Genomic DNA, 18,809 nt, shown 5'->3' with positions numbered 1-18,809 from the left:
TATAGATTTTACCCTAGCCATCCCTCACGGTCTAGACTTCGGTACTGTATGGCTTCGGATATGTGTTGTGGTTCAACATTCGTTGAGCCTTCTAAATCGGCAATAGTACGGGACACTTTTAAAATTCTGTCGTAAGCACGAGCCGAAAGGTTAAGTCTTTCCATAGCTGTTTTTAAAAGCTGTAACGAAGTTTCATCAAGGTCGCAGTACTCACGTATCTGTTTGGTATTCATCTGGGCGTTGTAGTGTATGTTTTCCAGATGTGCAAAACGATTTGTTTGTATTTCCCTGGCTTCCATAACTCTTTTCCTTATATCTGTACTGCTTTCAGCTTTTTGCTTGTCTGATAGTTTTTCAAAAGGTACAGGTGTAACTTCGATGTGTATATCAATTCTATCCAATAGCGGACCCGATATTTTACTCATATAACGCTGCATTTCATGCGGTGATGAACTTACCGGAGCATCGGGATCATTAAAATAACCACCCGGACTGGGGTTCATACTCGCTACCAGCATAAATGATGACGGATAGGTAATAGTGAATCGGGCACGGGAAATGGTAACTTCCCTGTCTTCTAATGGCTGACGCATAACCTCGAGTACGGTTCGTTTAAACTCGGGTAACTCGTCTAAAAACAATACGCCGTTATGTGCCAGCGAGATTTCACCGGGTTGTGGGAAGGTTCCGCCTCCCACGAGCGCAACATCTGAGATTGTGTGATGCGGATTTCTAAACGGGCGTTGGTTCATCAGTCCTACATCTTTTATCTTTCCTGCAACACTATGAATTTTTGTGGTTTCCAGTGCTTCTTTGAGCGTCATGGGAGGTAGTATGCTTGGCAGTCGTTTGGCAAGCATGGTTTTACCTGCTCCCGGCGGTCCTATAAGTATTATATTGTGCCCGCCTGCCGCTGCAATTTCCATACAGCGTTTAATACTTTCCTGCCCCTTTACATCGGCAAAATCAAATTCAGGGAAATCAAGTGTTTTATAAAATTCTTCGCGGGTATTGATTACAGTAGGTTGTAAAGTGCCTTTTCCGCTAAAAAAGTCGATTATTTCAGTAACGTTATCTATTCCGTATACATCAAGTCCGCTAACAATAGCAGCTTCCTTTACGTTTTGTTTCGGCAGAAAAAAGCCTTTAAAACCTTCTTCCTTTGCTTTAATGGCTATAGGAAGTACGCCCTTAATAGGCTGTAGGCTTCCGTCAAGCGAAAGTTCACCCATTATGATGTATTTATCAACGTCTTCAGCTGGGATTTGTCCTGAAGCTGCAAGTATACCTATTGCCAGAGTAAGATCGTAAGCAGAACCTTCTTTTCTTAAATCGGCCGGAGCCATATTAATGGTAATCTTTTTTCCCGGTAACTGGTAGCCATTATTTTTTAAAGCTGCAGCAATACGGTAGCTACTTTCTTTAACGGCATTATCAGGCAACCCTACAAGATGGTATCCTATCCCTTTGTCAATATTAACTTCTACGGTTATAGTTGTGGCTTCAACACCAAATACGGCGCTTCCAAAAACTTTTATGAGCATAAACTTAAATTAAATGGCTTGTACTTATTTTTTTATGAAGTGAGGTAACAATGGTGTTACAGGTAATTAGACGCATAGAGAATGAGCCTAGATATAGAGGTAAAAAACAAAAGTTTTTCATGTATTAGGTAAGGTTGGTTTTAATGTGTTTAAAAATAGGAAAAAATTATATGAGTAAGTTAATTATGTCACGTAAAAACTAATTTTCTTCCTACCTTTAGTATATAACCAAGAGCAACGAGTAAAATGGCAAATAATAAACTGGTAGTAATAGGGGGAGATGCCGCCGGAATGTCGGCAGCATCAAAAGTAAGGAGAGAACAACCCGACAGGGAAATAATAGTTTTTGAAAAATCAGACTTTACTTCTTATTCTGCCTGCGGGATACCTTATTTTATTTCAGAAAAGGTAAAAACCTATCAGGAGCTTATAGTACGTGACCCCGATACTTTCAGGAATAAATATAATATAGATGTACGTACGCAAAATTTGGTACTATCTGTAGATACTGATAATAAAAAGATTAAAGTACTGAATAAGAAAACCGGAGATGAGTTTTGGGAAAGTTATGATCAGTTAATGATTGCTACCGGAGGTAAGGCGTTTTGTCCTGATGTGGCAGGATATGATTCTGAAAATGTATTTGGCGTTACCACGCTTAAAAGCGGAATTAACATAGAACGTTATATTGAGGAAAAAAAGCCTCAAAATGCTGTTATAGTTGGCGGCGGGTACATAGGTCTTGAAATGGCCGAATCGCTTTTGGAAAGAGGGCTTAAGGTATCATTAATTAACCGATCAGAACAGGTAATGAATACGCTTGATCCCGATATGGGAGCCTTGGTGTCTGAAGCTTTGAAGGGACTGGGTGTTGAATTATTTTTAGGTGAAGGGCTAACCGGATTTGATGTTAAAGAAGGTAAGGTAACTGCTGTACTAACCGATAAGCAAAGTATCCCTACTGATATTATAATACTTGGTATGGGATCTCATCCTAATACTGATTTTCTTGAAGGTAGTAAAATAGAACTGGGAGCACGTGGAGCAATAAAAGTAGATAGCCAGTTACGTACTAATATTCCTGATGTATGGGCGGCGGGTGACTGTACCGAATCGTTACACTTAGTAAGTAAAGAACATGTTTATATAGCATTGGGTACCATAGCTAATAAAACCGGACTGGTAGCAGGTAGTAGTATAGCGGGCGAAAAAACGGTTTTCCCTGGCGTAGTAGGTACTGCCGTATGTAAAATATGTAGTTATGAGGTTGCCCGAACCGGGCTGCTTGAAAAGCAATTACAAAAGCTTAATATCGATTATGTTAAGGCGACTATAGAAAGCCGTACCAGAGCGCATTATTACCCCAACTCTAAAAAGATTGTGGTTAAGCTTCTTGCAGAAAAGAATAGTGGCCGACTATTAGGCGGACAGATAATAGGAGAGGAGGGAGCTGCCAAGCGTATAGATGTTTTGGCTACTGCTTTAACTCATAATCTTACCTTGCAAAATATTATTGATTTGGATTTATCTTATGCACCTCCTTTTTCTCCGGTTTGGGATCCTGTGCAAACAGCAGCAAGAAAACTTATAAGTAGTATATAAAATAAAAAAGCCCTCATTAAGAGGGCTTTTTTATTATTTTTTAAAGTTTTCTATTCCTGATTGTAACCAAGTAAGGTATTCTTCAATATCCGGAGTATAAGCAACCGGTTCGTTTAAGTTTGTCTCGTCAAGGTTTATTAATACATAATATGGCCTTGCGTTACTTTGGTATCTTGAAATTTGGAAATCACTCCATTTTTGACCTACAGTTTCAATTTTTCGTCCTGTGTTTTTAGATATGAACTGCTCGCTTGCAGGAAGATCTTTCTCCTCATCACAATAAAGCGAAATCAAAACAACATCATTTTTAAGGATTGAAAGTACAGCAGGGTCAGACCAAACATGTTCTTCCATTTTACGGCAGTTTACACAGGCATGACCGGTAAAGTCAAGCATAATAGGTTTATTAACTTCTTTAGCATAAGCTAATCCTTCCTCATAGTCTTCAAACGCTACAATACCGTGCGCCGCAAGTTTAGCTCCTTTAGGTAGCTCCTGTGTAACGGAACCACCACCACCTGAACCTCCAACTCCAAACGGAGATTCACTGTAAGTTGACGGAGGAGGGAATCCGCTAATTAGTTTTAGAGGTGCTCCCCATAATCCTGGTATAAGATATATAGTGAATGATAATGATATTACAGCTAAAAGCATACGCCCTACAGATAGGTGACTAACAGGGCTGTCATGCGGTAATGAGAACTTACCTAAAAGGTATAGTGATAATGCTATGAATATGGCAATCCATATTGCGATGAATACTTCTCTTTCAAGGAAATGTAATTGTAATACCAGATCGGCGTTAGAAAGGAATTTAAACGCTAGAGCAAGTTCGATAAAACCGAAAACAACTTTTACCGAGTTTAACCATCCGCCAGATTTTGGCATGCTGCTCATCAAGTTAGGGAACAGGGCAAACAACATAAACGGAAGTGCTAAACCTAAACCAAATCCAAACATGGCTATTGTTAGTAACATTGCTCCTCCTTCGGTAGAAAGTACACTACCTAAAATTAATCCAAGTGCAGGACCTGTACACGAGAAAGAAACAATGATAAGGGTAAGTGCCATGAAAAACACGCCCATTAGTCCGCCAAGGTTTGAAGCATTATCAGCTTTATTTGCCAGGCTGTTAGGCATTGTTATCTCAAAAGCACCAAAAAATGAAATTGCAAATACGGTAAATATTGCAAAGAAGAACAGGTTTAGGTATACGTTTGTTGAGATATTGGCAAAAATATTTGGATCTAAACCTTCAAATAAATGGAACGGTACCGATATTAAAACGTAAATAACAATAATACACAGTCCGTAGAAAAGTGCATTGAATTTACCCTTAACCTTACTACTATTTTGTTTGATAAAGAAACTAACAGTCATAGGTATCATAGGGAATACACATGGAGTAAAAGTAACAAATATACCAGCCAGTAATGTACCTATAAATACGGTCCAGGGGTCTTTTTTATCGCTGTCTTCTGTTTTTTTTTCTGTAGTTTTAGCAGGTTCTGCTTTGGTATCTGTAGTATTGTCTACAGTACCTACAACTTCTTCAAAGTTCATTACTTCCTGAGAAGTAAGGTCTTTTAAGTTGAAAACAAAAAGGTTCTCTCCCTGAATACATGACTCTTTACATACCTGATAGTAAAGTCCAACCTGTACAATAGCATTATCGGGGTTACTTACTTTTATAGTTTGTTTCAGTTCGGCTTTGTTAGAGAAGAAAGTTTCTTCTACTTCAAAAATATCATTGTACTCTTTATGGGTTTCACTTTCTTCCGCTTTACCAACGGCTTCAAAGTTATTTTCAGCGTTATTGAATTCAACTTCTAACGGAAGTCCGCCACCATCGGCAGAAAACTGTGAATACATGTGCCAGTTCTCTTCAATAGTAGCATTGAAAATAAGAACATACTCGGAGTCTGATTTTTTCTCAATTTTTGAGGTCCATTTTACAGGCTCAATAATTTGTGCTTTACCCGCTATAAAAGAGAGTAACAAAAAGAATAATAAAGCAGTTTTTTTCATTAGTTTATAAAACTTCTATTTTTATAATTTGAGTTGTTTTATCGGTTACTTTAAATCGCTCGTCGGCACGTCTATTAATAATCCACACAATTTGATTACCGGAACAAAGTAGCCAGGTTTTCTCTTTTTCACTTAAAGACATCTTTTCATCTTTAAAATATTTAGAAACCTTTTTCTTTTGTCCTTTCATGCCGGCAGGGCAAAAATAATCACCTTCAATCCATTTCCTTGCAAATAACGGGAATTTTAATGTATCGGCATCAACATAAATTGCGTTATTCGCATATTTTTTTAATGTTTTATTAACATTTGTCAATCTCATAGCGAAGGGTTGTGATATTTCGGTAGTTCCTTCGGGTATTTCATAAACATTTGTAACACTTTCTTCAACAGGTTCCAGTATTAGTTGTTCCCTGTCTTTTAAAAGGCGATATCCGTTAGCCAGTACCTGTTTGCCTGATTGTGCTTCGGTAAGATTATAAATGTCTTCCCAAGCCGTAAAACCAAGCGGGGCAAGCCACTGATACAAATAGGCTTTATAGTTTGGTAGCCTTTTCAGTTTGCTAATATCAATCAGTTTTTGATTGTACTGTTCGTTTACTACCTGTTTATAAACCAATATAGCTGCATCATCGGCTAACGACTGTGATTGCTTTAAGTGATTTAAAGTATCCTGAAACGATTCAAGGAACGATGGGTTGAGTGATTTTAAAACCGGAACCACATCATGCCTTAGTTTGTTTCTTAAATATTTATCGCTTGCATTGCTGCTGTCTTCTCTCCAAGTGATGTTATTGTTATTTGCATATTGTCCAATTTCATTTCTACTGAAAGGAAGTAGCGGACGCACAATTTTGTCGTTTTGCTGCGGAATACCTGTTAGCCCATCAAGACCTGTGCCACGAGTAAGGTTGATTAGAAAAGTTTCAATACTATCGTCCAAATGATGTGCTGTAAGCAGGAAATCAAAACTGTTTTGTTCCATTAGTTCGTAAAACCAATTGTACCTAAGCCTGCGTGCCGCTATTTGAATTGATAGTTTAAATTCTTCTGCATATTTATTTGTATCAAAATGAGTTACAAATAATTCTATATTGTTTTTTTGTGCGTAATCTTTAATAAATTTCTCATCACCATCACTTTCGTTACCTCTTAACCCAAAGTTGCAATGCGCCATAGCTATAGTATAGTCAAGCTGATTAAAAAGCTCAACCAGCACCATACTGTCTATACCACCACTGGTAGCCAAAAGCAATTTTTTACCGGCTAAGAAGGGTAGGTTTTTTTCGATATGTTTTTGAAGTTTTGAAAGCATTTTCAAAAGTAATGATTTTTTATATCTATGTTACTCCAATACGCTACGCATGGCTTTGGCTTTTAACAGGCATTCGTCATATTCTTTTTCAGGTAATGCTTTTGATGTTATGGCACTACCAACAGAGAAAGACACATATTTGTTGGCTTCGTTATACAGTATGCTCCTTATCACCACATTAAAGTCAAAATCTCCCGTAGGGGTAAAATAACCTACAGCACCACTGTAAAGTCCGCGTTTTGTTTCTTCCAGTTTTTCAATAATCTGCATAGCCGATATTTTAGGAGCACCTGTCATACTTCCCATAGGAAATGAAGTTCTAATAACATTTACCGGAGAATATTCATCATCTAATTCTGAAACTACCGTAGAAATAAGGTGGTGCACCTGTTTAAAGGTGTAAGCTCCGCATAATTCTTCCACATTAACCGATCCTTTTTTTGCAGTACGGGATAAATCGTTACGTACCAGGTCGACAATCATTATATTTTCAGAACGTTCTTTTTCGTTTTTGGTAAGTTCCAGTTTAATAGCCTCATCTTCTTCTATACTGTTACTTCTTCTGGCAGTTCCTTTTATGGGCTGTGATATTATTTTGCTTTCATCTTTCCTGATATACCTTTCCGGAGATGCCGAAAGCAGGTACTGTTTATGATTTTTAAAGTATGTAGCAAAAGGAGGCTCGGATATAGCGTTTAGTGCCTGATATTTTTCATACGGATTGATTATAGTATCTTCTGCATAAAACTCCATACAAAAGTTTGCTTCATATATATCTCCCAAATGAATGTGTTCCAGCATTTGGGTAACTTTTTCTATATAGTCTTCTTTTGAAATACGTTGCTTAATGGCTAGGGGAGTATGTTTGTCTTGGTTTTCAACTGTAGTTGCAAGTATCTCATTAAAATCGTTTTCCAGTTCATCGTCGCACATATTGAGGTAAGCAATCTCTACCTGATCACCTTTAATAAAAAACAGTTTTTTGGGCTGAAAGAAAAACAAGTCGGGAAAATCTAAACCGTCATAATTATTGGAATCCAGCTTCTCGGTATCATTTTTTAAGTCGTAAGACAGATAGCCGAAAATCCAGTCACGGGTTGTTTTTTGATAGGCGCTAAGATCTTCAAAAGCTTTAAAGCTGTCGGTTTTTATTAATGTAAGTGAATCGGCAGCTAATACCGCATCAAACGATGAGTATTGCTGATGATAGTCGTTACTGTCTAAAAACGTAATTTCCCTGTATTGTTGTGCCCATTTTAAAAGCTGTTTCTTAAAAAGTTTAGGCTCCTGTAGGGTGTATATAACTGAAGTTCTCATTAAGCTCTTTTTCCTATTTCTATCACTTCCAGATTCTGAATATTATCTCCGTTTATCTCAAAGCGTAGCATGGTACGTATTTGGTGAAAACCATGTATTCCGGCGGCACCGGGATTCATGTGTATAAGGTTAAGTTTGTTATCGGGCATTACCTTTAGTATGTGTGAATGCCCACAGATAAACAATTTAGGCGGATTTGCATTTATCTCTTCTCTTATCGCCTGATTGTACTTGCCCGGATAACCACCAATATGTGTAATCCAAACATCTACGCCTTCACAAAAAAAACGGTTATTGAGAGGGAATTCAAGTCGGGCCTCGGCACTGTCAATATTTCCGTATACCGCTTTTAGAGGCTTTTCCTTTTTGATGGTGTCGGTTACCGAAAGATCTCCTATATCTCCGGCATGCCATACTTCATCTGCCTGTCTTACATATTTCATAATGGTATCATCTATATGGCTATGAGTATCCGAAAGGAGTAGTATTTTTTTCAAGGAGATGTTTTTTATAATTTTAAACCGTCAAATTTACAAAGATTGTTTGTGTGTTCAAACTTTGATGAACGATAACACAACCGTTAAAAAATATTTTGTTTATACCGAAAGCTAAACTAAAAATTAGCAACTTTGTATTATGGTAAAAACACAACTACAGGAAGCATTCGGGAAACTGTCTCCCTATGTAAAAAACAGGGTAATGCCGGTAATAGATATATTACTGGAAAGGGCAGAGGACCTTGATTCTATGAACAGGGAAGATAATGTAGACTATTATGAAGATGAACTGGAGTCTATCATGAAAGAGGTTAGGAAAATAAAATATATTGAAGACCAGTGGCAAATAATGAGTGCTAAACTGAAAAACAATTAGATTTCTAAATCATTAAAGGTAGTGCCGGCGTTAAATTGACCCGTGTTTAATCCTTTTTTAAACCAATATACACGTTGTGCCGATGTGCCGTGTGTAAAAGAATCAGGAACTACATATCCCTGTGCGCGTTTTTGTATGGCATCGTCGCCCACAGCATGAGCAGCACTTAGAGCTTCCTCAATATCACCTTCTTCCAGCATTTGGTTCATTTCTTCATTATAATGTGCCCATAATCCGGCATAAAAATCGGCCTGTAGTTCTAACGCTACCGATAGTTTATTGGCATCTGCCTGATTAAGTTGTTGCTGCATTTGCCTTACTTTAGCCGATGTTCCCATAAGGGTTTGTACATGATGACCAACCTCATGAGCAATAACATAAGCAATCGCAAAATCACCTCCCTGCGCTCCAAAACGAGATTGTAGTTCGTCAAAGAAAGAAAGGTCCATATATACCTTTTTATCTAATGGACAGTAAAACGGCCCTGATGCCGATGAAGCTCCGCCACAGGCAGTTTGTACCGAATTGCGGAACAGTACCAGTTTTGGTTCTTCATATACCAATCCGTTTTCCTCAAATATTTTATGCCATACATCTTCAGTATCAGCAAGAATAACCCTAACCATACGCCCCATCTCTTCGTCCTGAGGGCTAAGAGGTAGAGCTTCTTCAGTTGTGGTTTGCTGTTGTAACTGATTGTTTATCTCGTTTAGTACAGCCGAATTATCGCCTCCCATGAAAAGGTTGATAAGTATTATAACAATGGCTATTACACCACCACCTGCTGCGATCTTACCGCCAGACATACTTCTCCTGTCATCAACGTTGTCGCTTTCTCTTCTTCCTTTCCATTTCATAAGGCTATTTTTTTGGTTTTTGGTAAAGTGAAATTAATAAAATTAGCAGAATATGAGTGTTATTTTATGATTATTTAATACAAAAAGCCACCATTAAGGTGGCTTTTGTTAATTGTATGATTTTGTGGTTTTAAAGTCCGAATCTAAAGCCCATATAGGCATCTGCCTGAGTAGTGTTCCCTATAGCTGCCGATAGTATTGAACCTGAACCTATAAAGAATCCGCCAATCCTGAAACCAACACCGGCCGTAAAACCTGAAATCTCATTATGTGAGAATGGGGCATAGGCCTCAAAAAAACTTGTTGAATAACGCGGTGTAACCGTAAATACATTTTGCGAACCTACACGATTGTTGTTACTGGCATCACTTAGGTTTTGCTGTAAAAAGCCTGTAACATACCATTTATCATATACTTTAACATCAGCATATAAAGAAAGCATGGTAGGCTGTTTAATTTTGAAATCCTTTTCAGATTCGGTTAATGTAGCATAACCACTATTAACTAATATAGCTTCAACATCATCAATATTATCTACATCTTCAAACTGCCTTAAATCAAGATATTGCCCGTCAGGAATGTCGACAACATAGCTTTTATTTACATTATTATCATCCTTAAAGGTCATAGAACCTATATTTTTTACAGATGCCCCTGCATTAATTTTATAGCCTTCGTTTTCATCTTTCCATTGATAGTTAACACCTAAATCGGCAGCAAAACCATTAAGTCCTCCGGCAAAAAACTCACTAAAATTACTACTGTCTGTAAAACTGTCTCCCAGTGCTCCTGAGTAGGCAAGATTTACATTGGTGTGAGTATCTGTAAGACCAACAAGCGGACCTACATTTTCAATTGTACCAGTAAATCTATCTGCCGACATATTAGCGTATGTACCAGGGAATATTAGTTTTAGGGTAGCGCCTGCTGCTACTTTGTGTGTTTCGTTTTCAAATACTTCTCTCGCTGCCGAAAATCCTATTTCACCCCAGGCAGTTGCTGAGGCTCTTTGGTTATAATCAGTTACTATATTTGCCTGTCCAATAAGTAAATCGTCACTGGCATTAACTATGGCGTTACCTAAATTTGTATCGATATCAACCAGATTGGTTTTTATTTTTGCAGCAGTTTGTATGCCAAACGCCCATTTGTTATACTTCATAGCAAATGACGGTCCCAATATCTCTACATCGGCTCTTAGGTTTACAGGCTCATCGCCTTCAAAAATCAGGTCGCCCAGATCGTCGCCTCCAACCAAATCACCAAAGGTTATTTTGTTATTGGAAACATTTGCACTGAAAGTGAATACATTCACTTCCATTTCATTTTTAAGATTTACAAGTTCGGCAGGGTTAACCGAAGCGTTGAGTATTCCTGTTCGTCGTGATGTGTTGATACCCGAAAAATGCTCTTGTGCATAAGTGTTTACACATAAGAGTGTTACGATAAATAGTAGGGTTTTTTTCATAAGATTGATTGTTTTTTGGTTCTTCTAAGTTAATAAAAGACTATGTATTACGGTAAATTTTAATAGAATTTTACCGTAAAATTCGAACCATAACAATCAAAAAAAAATACCCAAAACTGGGTATTTTTAATTTTTATACTGACTGCCAAATTGTATCGTTTGGTACAGGTGCTGTAATTACTAAATGTTCTTTTGTAACGGGGTGTATAAATTCCAGTTTCCTGGCATGTAGGTGTATACCTCCGTCAGGGTTACTTCTGTCAAAGCCATATTTCAAATCTCCTTTTATTGGCGAACCTATTGCAGAGAGCTGTGACCTGATTTGATGATGTCGCCCTGTGTGAAGGTTAACTTCAAGTACATAATAGTTGTTAAGGGTTTTGATTATAGTATAATCCAAACTGGCCTTTTTACTATTAGGTACTTCCTTTACATGAGCACGCGACGTGTTACTTTTTTCGTTACGTTTAAGGTAATGAACCAAAGTATCGGTTTCCTTTTTGGGCTTATTTTTAACTACTGCCCAATATGTTTTTTGGGTTTCACGATTTTTAAATAAATCGTTGAGCCTTGGTAAAGCCTTAGAGGTACGCGCAAAAAGTACAATTCCGGTAGTAGGCCTGTCCAGCCTGTGTACCACACCAAGATATACGTTACCCGGTTTGTTGTACTTTTCTTTTAAATACTCCTTAACTACATCACTTAAAGGTTTGTCTCCGGTTTTATCACCCTGAACAATATCACCAACACGCTTATTGACAACTATTATATGGTTGTCTTCATAAAGGACATCTAAATTATCTTTTGTTGAGACAATCTTCATTTATCTAAATATCGAATAATCTAAATTAGTATTGCTCGTTTTCGTTAGGGAAGTCCTGTGATTTTACATCGCTAACATATTGTGAAATGGCATTGGTCATACCTTCGTGAAGATCCATGTATCTTCTTAAAAAACGCGGACTGAACTCATTGTTCATTCCCAGCATATCGTGTATTACAAGTACCTGTCCGTCTACATGACCACCCGCACCAATACCAATTACAGGGATAGAGATGCTTTCGGCTACCTGTTTAGCAAGCTGTGCAGGGATTTTTTCCAGTACTACTGCAAAACATCCCAGTTTTTCTAACATCTTAGCGTCGTCAATTAATTTTTGAGCCTCGGCTTCTTCTTTAGCACGAACGGTATAAGTACCAAATTTGTATATGGATTGAGGTGTTAACCCAAGGTGTCCCATAATCGGAATACCGGCATTAAGTATTTTTTTGATAGAATCTTTGATCTCGCTACCACCTTCAAGCTTAACAGCATGAGCACCACTTTCTTTCATTATCCTGATAGCAGAACGTAAAGCCTCTTTTGAGTCTGACTGGTAGCTACCAAAAGGAAGGTCTACCACTACAAGCGCTCTTTTTACACCTCTTACTACCGATGATGCATGATAAATCATCTGGTCCAGGGTGATAGGAAGCGTAGTTTCATGACCTGCCATAACGTTAGAGGCAGAGTCACCTACAAGTATAGCATCAATACCGGCTTCATCAGTAATGGTTGCCATAGTAAAATCGTAAGCTGTTAGCATGGAGATTTTCTCTCCGTTTGCTTTCATTTCTATAAGTGACCTTGTGGTTATTCTTTTATAATCTTTTTTTGCTGTAGACATAATCTGAATTTTTTAGGACGGTAAATTTACTAAATTGTAGTAACACTGAGTAAGATATACTGCTTTTATTGAACAGTTGTTTAATAATAAAAGAATATATTTACTGCTATACAAATCGTATTAATTATGAGAAAATTGGTTTTATTGGCTTTACTTCTAAGTATGCAGGGGGTATTTGCGCAAAATAAAGAGATACAACAGTCTATAGATACCTTTTTTGAGGGGTTACATAATAAAGATGTTGAAAAAATACAGTCGGTTTGTGATTCAGGGCTTATGCTTCAGTCGGTTAGCCGAAATGAAAAAGGGGAGGTGATGCTTACCACAGATCAAGCTCCTAAATTTTTTGCAGCTATTGCAGCCGTACCAAAAGAATTAGAGATACAGGAAAAACTGTTGGAATATAAAATTCAGTTTGATGGAGCTATGGCTCATGTTTGGACTCCTTATGAATTTTATGTTGACGGAAAGTTAAGCCATAAAGGAGTAAATTCTTTTCAGTTATACAATGATAAAGGGATATGGAAAATTGTATATATAATTGATACCCGCGAAAAAGCATAAAAAAGCCCTGTATAATTACTACAGGGCTTTTTTTATATTATGATAGTGAATTAACAGTCGGCATTGTTAACGGTAACTGCAAGTCCGCCTTCCGATGTTTCTTTGTATTTATTGTTCATATCCTGAGCCGTTTGCCACATAGTGTTTACCACTTTATCTAATGGTACTTTAGCATTTTTAGGATCGGTCTCTAATGCCAGTTCGGCAGCATTAATAGCCTTAATAGCTCCCATGGTATTGCGCTCTATACAAGGTATTTGTACCAGTCCTCCAATAGGATCGCATGTCATACCAAGGTGGTGTTCCATTGCGATTTCGGCAGCAATAAGGCACTGTTCCGGAGAACCACCCATAACCTCACATAAAGCAGCAGCAGCCATTGCCGATGATACACCGATTTCTGCCTGGCAACCGCCCATAGCAGCAGATATGGTAGCACCTTTTTTAAAGATGCTGCCTACCTCACCGGCTACTGTAAGGAATTGTTTTATATGTTCTTCGTTTGCATCGTGGTTTTCAATAACCATATAGTACATAAGTACTGCAGGTATAACTCCCGCGCTACCGTTTGTAGGGGCTGTAACCACACGCCCAAGCGAAGCATTAACCTCATTTACCGCTAAGGCAAAACAGCTGACCCATTTTAATATCTGACGGAATTTTACTTCTGTTTTTCGGATAACCTGTAACCATTCCTGCGGACTGTTATATGGCAGTTCGCCAATAAGGTTTTTGTGCATATCGAACGCCCTGCGCCTTACGTTTAAGCCTCCCGGTAATATACCTTCGGTATGGCAGCCTGTGTACATGCACTCCAGCATAGTATTCCAAACACGCATCAGTTCACTGTGAATTTCTTCTTCACTACGAATTGATTTTTCGTTCTCATATACAATTTCAGAAATGGTTTTGTTTTCTGTTTGAGTATATTTCAATAAATCAGCAGCATTATCAGTAGGGAAAGGGAAAGCACATTTAATAATGGCATTCTCTTTGGCATTGATTCTTTCTTCCTTAACGACAAACCCGCCACCAATAGAGTAGAAGGTAGACTCATATTCACCACCTTCATAATAAGCAGTAAAAACAAAACCGTTAGCATGGAAAGGAAGGAAATCTCTGTTGAAAACAATATCATTTTCCGGATTGAATGGTATAACATTCAGTCCGCCTAGTATTAACTGCTTTTGGAAGTTAATATCGTCAATAGTAGTTTGTATACTCTCTACAGGAACATATTCAGGATCGGCACCACTAAGGCCCAGCATCACGGCAAGATCTGTTGCGTGTCCTTTTCCGGTAAGGGAAAGTGAACCGTACAGGTCTACCTTAACACGGTTTGTTTTTTCAAAAATGCCTTCTTCACGCAATTCCTCAAGAAAGCGTTCTGCACCGCGCCATGGACCCAAAGTGTGTGAACTTGAAGGACCCACGCCGATTTTAAGCATATCGAAAACTGAAATACATTCATTCATAGTAATACAAAAATATAATTATTGCGACTTATACAAAAGCGCCCAAAGGTAATTAAATTGATGATACTATAACGATGTAGATGAAAATTTGTTGATATGATAAAATGCTTATAACAAACAATAGTAAAATTGTTAGTTTTGGAATTTTATTGGGTTTAATTAGCACTAACAATCATTATTTTTAATGGTGAAAGGTTGAGAGGATACCTAAAAAGAGAATGATATACTTCAATCTCAATAATTGAGTTTTCCGGAAGGGTTGAGAGTTGTTCAAAAGCAGTATCTGTAATTGTATTGTTATTTAGATCTATATTATTACCATCGGGTAGCTTTATATTACACGCCAAAACCTGGTATTTAGTTAAAGAGTTTTGTTCATCATCTTCGACTATATCTATAACGGCATCTTTTAGTTCCTGTAATGTCATTTTTAGAATACAGTTGCCACAACCTTTTCCGTTTACAGTAATTTTTTTAGGTGCTGTATCTCTGTCTTTTACATATAGCAGTTGTTTTGTATGGATTATTGAGTCATTTTGATTTACTATTTCAAACTCCAGGTAGGTTTTATCTTTTTTTATTTTACTGGCATCCATTACATAAATGCTGTCGGGCAACATTTTTAGTCCTTTTCCTTTTACCTTGAATGATTTTGCATTGGGTACTGATATTTCTAAAGTATCTTTGATACCTCTGTAAACTATAGTGTTACCATATTTAGTTGAAACTTTAGGAGTTGGAATATTAGGATTCATATATTCTTTTTTCTCTTCAATAATTTTTAGTGTTAAAGGAGTTACTGGTCTTAATCTATAACCTTCGGGAACATGTTGAATTACATGAATTACCATTTCAGTTCCTATACGGGTATTCTTAAGTGCACTGAACGCTTTTTCGGTCATTTCATTTCCTTTTACCGATATTTTTTCCTGACCTTCAATATAAATATCGAATGAATGAATACGAAAAAAAGTTGTATCCAAAGGAAAAATGTAATTATCAATAATGATATTAAGTTTGAGTTTTTTTAGCTGTGATAAAGTTAATTGAGTGGTCGTCGAATATTGACTAATTATGTTTGCTCTAGGATTTGAAATATCCCTTACCTTAAACTCTTTGAATTCATTAATTACACTGCTGTTTTCAAGGGTAGCTTCAATGTTTATTTTGACGGTTTTTCCCTGTACACCATTAACGTTTAAATAATAATTGCCCAAAGAGTCTTTTTTAGTTAATCCTGCAAGGGTAGTAACCTTATATGATTTGGCTCCCGATACAGCTATTTTAATTGGGTTTTGAATACCCCTGTAAACAATGTTAGCTTTTTCAACTGATATGACAGAGATATTGTTATCCTGAGCTACTAGTAGCTGGGTGATAAAAAGCGCTAAAAAGAAAAATGTTTGTTTCATAACGGCATGGTTTGAAACAAACATAATGAAAATTAATTTTTCTTTTAGCTGTAAGTAGTTCCTTATAAGTCTATACTCATTCACAAAAGCTAACCTTTCCCCTTAACCGGAATGCCATTTACTATTGAGGTATTTGACACTGTTGTGCTTAGCAGACCTTATTTACACTCAATAATTGAATAGCCTTTATATATTCATCTAGGAGAGGTGAAGGGGAAAAGTTGCTATTTCATCCTGGTATATTTACTCAAAGTTACAAATTATACTTTTTGTGGCATCAAAACATTTAATCTTTCTGATATTGAAGATTTTAATATTTTGCTGTTTTCTAACGGAATAGCCAGTTGTGCAAACCATTCCGGGTGATTATCCCTTTTTCCTGTAAGCAGGTTAATATGTATGAATTTTGTCCATAAAATGGCTTTTATGTGGGTTTCCTGTTCGTTCCACATCGTCATTTCAACAAATAAAGAATCATCACTGTATTTAAGCAGTTCTGACTTTATACATACCTGTTCGCCATAATTTGCCGGGTTGAGATAAATGATCTCGTGCTTGTTTACCATCCAGCCCGAGCCTTTACCGTAGAGGTAGGTCATACTTATATCGTGAAATTCTTTTAAATGATCTTCGCGTGCATTAAGCATATAATCCACATAACGGGAGTTGTTAAGATGTTTAAAAGAATCGCAGTCGCTAAACCTGATGTTGTAAAATGTTTTTAGTTCCATAATTGTTTTTATTTTTTGATAAAACAAAGTTGAAACTGTAGCAGGGCTTTTCCTTTGACATTTATCAAAAACACTACACCCTGGAGCGTATTCGGCTTAATGTCTCCTGTGTTATCCCTAAGTAAGATGAAATTAGCCCTAGAGAAACTCTTTGCAGTAAATCAGGATTTTTTTGCAGGAGGTTGTTATAACGTTCCTCTGCCGACCGAAACTGTAAATCACTAAGGCGCTGATGCATGTGGACCAATTCATTAGTAACTACAAAGCGTCCCATACGTTCTATGTCGTGGTAATCGTCATAAAGTTTTTCCAATTCGGTATAAGGCATAGACCATATTATGGAAGGCTCTAAAAGCTCAATCTGTCGGTTATCAGGTACATTAACTATAGATGCCGGCATAGAGCAGGTAAAGCTGTTTTCGGTGCAAAATTTCTCTGTAATATCCTTACCGTCCTTAATGTAAAAAGTTCGTGATAGTCCTTTTTCAATATAATATACATGTCTGCAAATTCCTCCCAGCGGGACAAGTACATGCCCTTTAGGGTAATGGTCTTTTTGCATTACCGATAGGAGTGCCGACCTGCTTTTCGGACTGATTTTTACAAAAGGGGAGATGGTGTCAAAAAAGCTAACCTTTTTCTCTGTTTTGAACATAACTTGCCTTTTTAGTGTTACTCCAAATTTACAGAAATAAAAAACCTCCCGATTGGGAGGCTTCAATTTATTTTTTACGTTCCATAAGCGCCATATAGAATCCGTCAAAACCGGAGTCTGATGCCAGAACTTTATTGTCTTTTACAAAAGTAAACTGTTTACCTATCTCTGTAGTAAGGAAGTGTTTAACCTGTTCCTCATTTTCAGATGGCAGTACAGAACAGGTAGCATAAACAAGCTTACCACCTGGTTTAACCATTTTAGAGTAGTTTTCCAGTACCTCTCTTTGAGTGTTTTTGATGTTATCAATAAACTCAGGTTGCAGTTTCCATTTACTGTCAGGGTTACGTTTTAAAACTCCAAGTCCGCTACAAGGAGCATCAATAAGTACCCTGTCGGCTTTTTCGTGTAGTTTTTTAATAACCTTAGTACTTTCAATAACGCGGTAATCAATATTGAAAACGCTGTTACGCTTAGCACGTAGCTTAAGCTGTTTTAGTTTACTCTCGTAAATATCCATAGCTATAAGCTGACCCTTGTTTTCCATTATAGAAGCCATGTGCAGGGTTTTACCACCGGCACCGGCACAGGTATCAACTACACGCATACCCGGAGCCACATCAAGAAAACGGGCTACAAGCTGTGAAGATGCATCCTGAACCTCAAAAAGTCCGTCCTTAAATGCCTGAGTAAGGAATACGTTTGCACGTTCCGTTAATACAAGTGCATCAGGATATTGTTTAAGGAATTCGGTTTCTATATTGCTGTCCATTAAAATGGCACGAAGCTGTTCTTTTGTTGTTTTAAGGGTGTTAACACGAAGTATAACTTTTGCCTGCTCGTTTTGAGCGGCAAGTTCTTTTTCCCATTTCTTTTCACCAAGCTCCTTAACTCCAAGCTCATCCATCCAGTCAGGAATAGACTCACGGAACTTTCTTATTTTGGAAAGCTCATCAAAACGCCCTTTAATACGGCGCACCGGAGTTTCCTCAAAGTATTTCCAGTCTGGCAGGTTATAACCGCGAAGTACTGCCCATACGGCAAATATTCTCCATAGGTTATCCCTGGTGTAAGGCTCCTTAACTTCGGCAATTTCGGCATACAGGCGTTTCCAGCGCACAATTTCATATATCGTTTCGGCAACAAACTTCCTGTCGTGGCTTCCCCAACGCTTGTCTTTCTTTAAAGCCTTTGCCACAACCTTATCGGCATATTCTCCCTCATTAAAAATAAAGTTAAGGGAATCAATAACCGTAAACACTAAATTTCTGTGTAATCTCATTTTTGTGAATTGAAGCTGC

General features: G+C 37.5%; 17 protein-coding genes. 3 read left to right on the top strand and 14 right to left on the bottom strand.

Annotated elements, in window-relative coordinates:
• Positions 1-8: 8 nt before the first annotated feature.
• Positions 9-1,544 carry a YifB family Mg chelatase-like AAA ATPase gene (locus GN157_RS02440; RefSeq protein WP_157481540.1) on the bottom strand — a complete coding sequence of 512 codons (1,536 nt, stop codon included), beginning with the start codon at positions 1,542-1,544 and terminating at the stop codon, positions 9-11.
• A 246-nt stretch (positions 1,545-1,790) separates the two neighbouring features.
• Between GN157_RS02440 and GN157_RS02435 the strand changes: the two genes are divergently transcribed.
• The gene (locus tag GN157_RS02435; RefSeq protein ID WP_157481539.1) at positions 1,791-3,146 is read left to right on the top strand and encodes an FAD-dependent oxidoreductase; all 1,356 of its coding nucleotides are present in this window, start codon (positions 1,791-1,793) and stop codon (positions 3,144-3,146) included.
• A 33-nt stretch (positions 3,147-3,179) separates the two neighbouring features.
• Here GN157_RS02435 and GN157_RS02430 read toward each other — a convergent pair whose 3' ends face one another.
• From GN157_RS02430 to GN157_RS02415, 4 genes are read right to left on the bottom strand one after another with little or no spacing between them, the layout of a single operon-like run.
• On the bottom strand, positions 3,180-5,174 hold the full coding sequence (locus GN157_RS02430) for a protein-disulfide reductase DsbD family protein (RefSeq protein ID WP_157481538.1): 1,995 nt from the start codon (positions 5,172-5,174) through the stop codon (positions 3,180-3,182).
• A gap of 4 nt (positions 5,175-5,178) precedes the next feature.
• Complete coding sequence (gene tilS, locus GN157_RS02425) at positions 5,179-6,489, bottom strand: tRNA lysidine(34) synthetase TilS (RefSeq protein ID WP_157481537.1); 1,311 nt, start codon at positions 6,487-6,489, stop codon at positions 5,179-5,181.
• A gap of 30 nt (positions 6,490-6,519) precedes the next feature.
• Positions 6,520-7,806 (bottom strand): anthranilate synthase component I family protein, encoded by a 1,287-nt coding sequence (locus GN157_RS02420; RefSeq protein WP_157481536.1) that lies wholly within the window; start codon positions 7,804-7,806, stop codon positions 6,520-6,522.
• Complete coding sequence (locus GN157_RS02415) at positions 7,806-8,303, bottom strand: metallophosphoesterase family protein (RefSeq protein WP_157481535.1); 498 nt, start codon at positions 8,301-8,303, stop codon at positions 7,806-7,808. The genes GN157_RS02420 and GN157_RS02415 overlap by 1 nt, the downstream gene beginning before the upstream one ends.
• A 139-nt stretch (positions 8,304-8,442) precedes the next feature.
• On the opposite strand from GN157_RS02415, the gene GN157_RS02410 reads away from it, so the two are divergent.
• Entirely contained in the window at positions 8,443-8,679 is a 237-nt protein-coding gene (locus GN157_RS02410; RefSeq protein ID WP_157481534.1) for a hypothetical protein, read from the top strand.
• Here the strand turns inward: GN157_RS02410 and ypfJ are convergent.
• The 4 genes from ypfJ to panB all read right to left on the bottom strand — a co-directional run bounded on the left by ypfJ (position 8,676) and on the right by panB (position 12,671).
• Positions 8,676-9,536, bottom strand: coding sequence for a KPN_02809 family neutral zinc metallopeptidase (ypfJ, locus tag GN157_RS02405; RefSeq protein ID WP_157481533.1), 861 nt, complete (start codon positions 9,534-9,536; stop codon positions 8,676-8,678). The genes GN157_RS02410 and ypfJ overlap by 4 nt on opposite strands.
• A 130-nt stretch (positions 9,537-9,666) precedes the next feature.
• Positions 9,667-11,004, bottom strand: a complete 1,338-nt coding sequence (locus GN157_RS02400; protein ID WP_157481532.1) for a DUF5723 family protein — start codon at positions 11,002-11,004, stop codon at positions 9,667-9,669.
• A gap of 133 nt (positions 11,005-11,137) precedes the next feature.
• Positions 11,138-11,827, bottom strand: coding sequence for an RluA family pseudouridine synthase (locus tag GN157_RS02395; RefSeq protein ID WP_157481531.1), 690 nt, complete (start codon positions 11,825-11,827; stop codon positions 11,138-11,140).
• A gap of 25 nt (positions 11,828-11,852) precedes the next feature.
• Complete coding sequence (gene panB / locus GN157_RS02390; RefSeq protein WP_157481530.1) at positions 11,853-12,671, bottom strand: 3-methyl-2-oxobutanoate hydroxymethyltransferase; 819 nt, start codon at positions 12,669-12,671, stop codon at positions 11,853-11,855.
• 126 nt (positions 12,672-12,797) lie between these two features.
• Between panB and GN157_RS02385 the strand changes: the two genes are divergently transcribed.
• Positions 12,798-13,235, top strand: a complete 438-nt coding sequence (locus GN157_RS02385) for a nuclear transport factor 2 family protein (protein WP_157481529.1) — start codon at positions 12,798-12,800, stop codon at positions 13,233-13,235.
• A 50-nt stretch (positions 13,236-13,285) separates the two neighbouring features.
• Here the strand turns inward: GN157_RS02385 and GN157_RS02380 are convergent, their stop codons facing one another.
• The 5 genes from GN157_RS02380 to GN157_RS02360 all read right to left on the bottom strand — a co-directional run bounded on the left by GN157_RS02380 (position 13,286) and on the right by GN157_RS02360 (position 18,790).
• Positions 13,286-14,710: an L-serine ammonia-lyase gene (locus tag GN157_RS02380; protein ID WP_157481528.1), complete on the bottom strand. Its 1,425-nt coding sequence runs from the start codon at positions 14,708-14,710 to the stop codon at positions 13,286-13,288.
• Positions 14,711-14,865: 155 nt separating this feature from the next.
• A complete protein-coding gene (locus tag GN157_RS02375; RefSeq protein WP_197429381.1) occupies positions 14,866-16,122 on the bottom strand; it encodes a GldM family protein in 1,257 nt (418 codons plus the stop codon).
• 260 nt (positions 16,123-16,382) lie between these two features.
• Entirely contained in the window at positions 16,383-16,853 is a 471-nt protein-coding gene (locus GN157_RS02370) for an acyl-CoA thioesterase (RefSeq protein WP_157481526.1), read from the bottom strand.
• A gap of 73 nt (positions 16,854-16,926) precedes the next feature.
• Positions 16,927-17,508 (bottom strand): Crp/Fnr family transcriptional regulator, encoded by a 582-nt coding sequence (locus GN157_RS02365; protein ID WP_157481525.1) that lies wholly within the window; start codon positions 17,506-17,508, stop codon positions 16,927-16,929.
• A 67-nt stretch (positions 17,509-17,575) separates the two neighbouring features.
• A complete protein-coding gene (locus GN157_RS02360) occupies positions 17,576-18,790 on the bottom strand; it encodes an RsmB/NOP family class I SAM-dependent RNA methyltransferase (RefSeq protein ID WP_157481524.1) in 1,215 nt (404 codons plus the stop codon).
• Between the last annotated feature and the right edge of the window lie 19 nt (positions 18,791-18,809).

It is taken from the genome of Flavobacterium rakeshii (genome assembly GCF_009741375.1).
GTDB classification, from domain to species: Bacteria; Bacteroidota; Bacteroidia; order Flavobacteriales; family Flavobacteriaceae; genus Flavobacterium; species Flavobacterium rakeshii.
Note: the sequence above shows the minus strand (reverse complement) of the source record. Positions and strands in the feature narration are given on the sequence as shown.

Coding starts and splice junctions, on each gene's coding strand:
- GN157_RS02440 (WP_157481540.1), bottom strand. CDS start 1,544: ATGCTCATAAAAGTTTTTGGAAGCGCCGTATTTGGTGTTGAAGCCACA.
- GN157_RS02435 (WP_157481539.1), top strand. CDS start 1,791: ATGGCAAATAATAAACTGGTAGTAATAGGGGGAGATGCCGCCGGAATG.
- GN157_RS02430 (WP_157481538.1), bottom strand. CDS start 5,174: ATGAAAAAAACTGCTTTATTATTCTTTTTGTTACTCTCTTTTATAGCG.
- tilS (WP_157481537.1), bottom strand. CDS start 6,489: ATGCTTTCAAAACTTCAAAAACATATCGAAAAAAACCTACCCTTCTTA.
- GN157_RS02420 (WP_157481536.1), bottom strand. CDS start 7,806: ATGAGAACTTCAGTTATATACACCCTACAGGAGCCTAAACTTTTTAAG.
- GN157_RS02410 (WP_157481534.1), top strand. CDS start 8,443: ATGGTAAAAACACAACTACAGGAAGCATTCGGGAAACTGTCTCCCTAT.
- ypfJ (WP_157481533.1), bottom strand. CDS start 9,536: ATGAAATGGAAAGGAAGAAGAGAAAGCGACAACGTTGATGACAGGAGA.
- GN157_RS02400 (WP_157481532.1), bottom strand. CDS start 11,004: ATGAAAAAAACCCTACTATTTATCGTAACACTCTTATGTGTAAACACT.
- GN157_RS02395 (WP_157481531.1), bottom strand. CDS start 11,827: ATGAAGATTGTCTCAACAAAAGATAATTTAGATGTCCTTTATGAAGAC.
- panB (WP_157481530.1), bottom strand. CDS start 12,671: ATGTCTACAGCAAAAAAAGATTATAAAAGAATAACCACAAGGTCACTT.
- GN157_RS02385 (WP_157481529.1), top strand. CDS start 12,798: ATGAGAAAATTGGTTTTATTGGCTTTACTTCTAAGTATGCAGGGGGTA.
- GN157_RS02380 (WP_157481528.1), bottom strand. CDS start 14,710: ATGAATGAATGTATTTCAGTTTTCGATATGCTTAAAATCGGCGTGGGT.
- GN157_RS02375 (WP_197429381.1), bottom strand. CDS start 16,122: ATGAAACAAACATTTTTCTTTTTAGCGCTTTTTATCACCCAGCTACTA.
- GN157_RS02370 (WP_157481526.1), bottom strand. CDS start 16,853: ATGGAACTAAAAACATTTTACAACATCAGGTTTAGCGACTGCGATTCT.
- GN157_RS02365 (WP_157481525.1), bottom strand. CDS start 17,508: ATGTTCAAAACAGAGAAAAAGGTTAGCTTTTTTGACACCATCTCCCCT.
- GN157_RS02360 (WP_157481524.1), bottom strand. CDS start 18,790: ATGAGATTACACAGAAATTTAGTGTTTACGGTTATTGATTCCCTTAAC.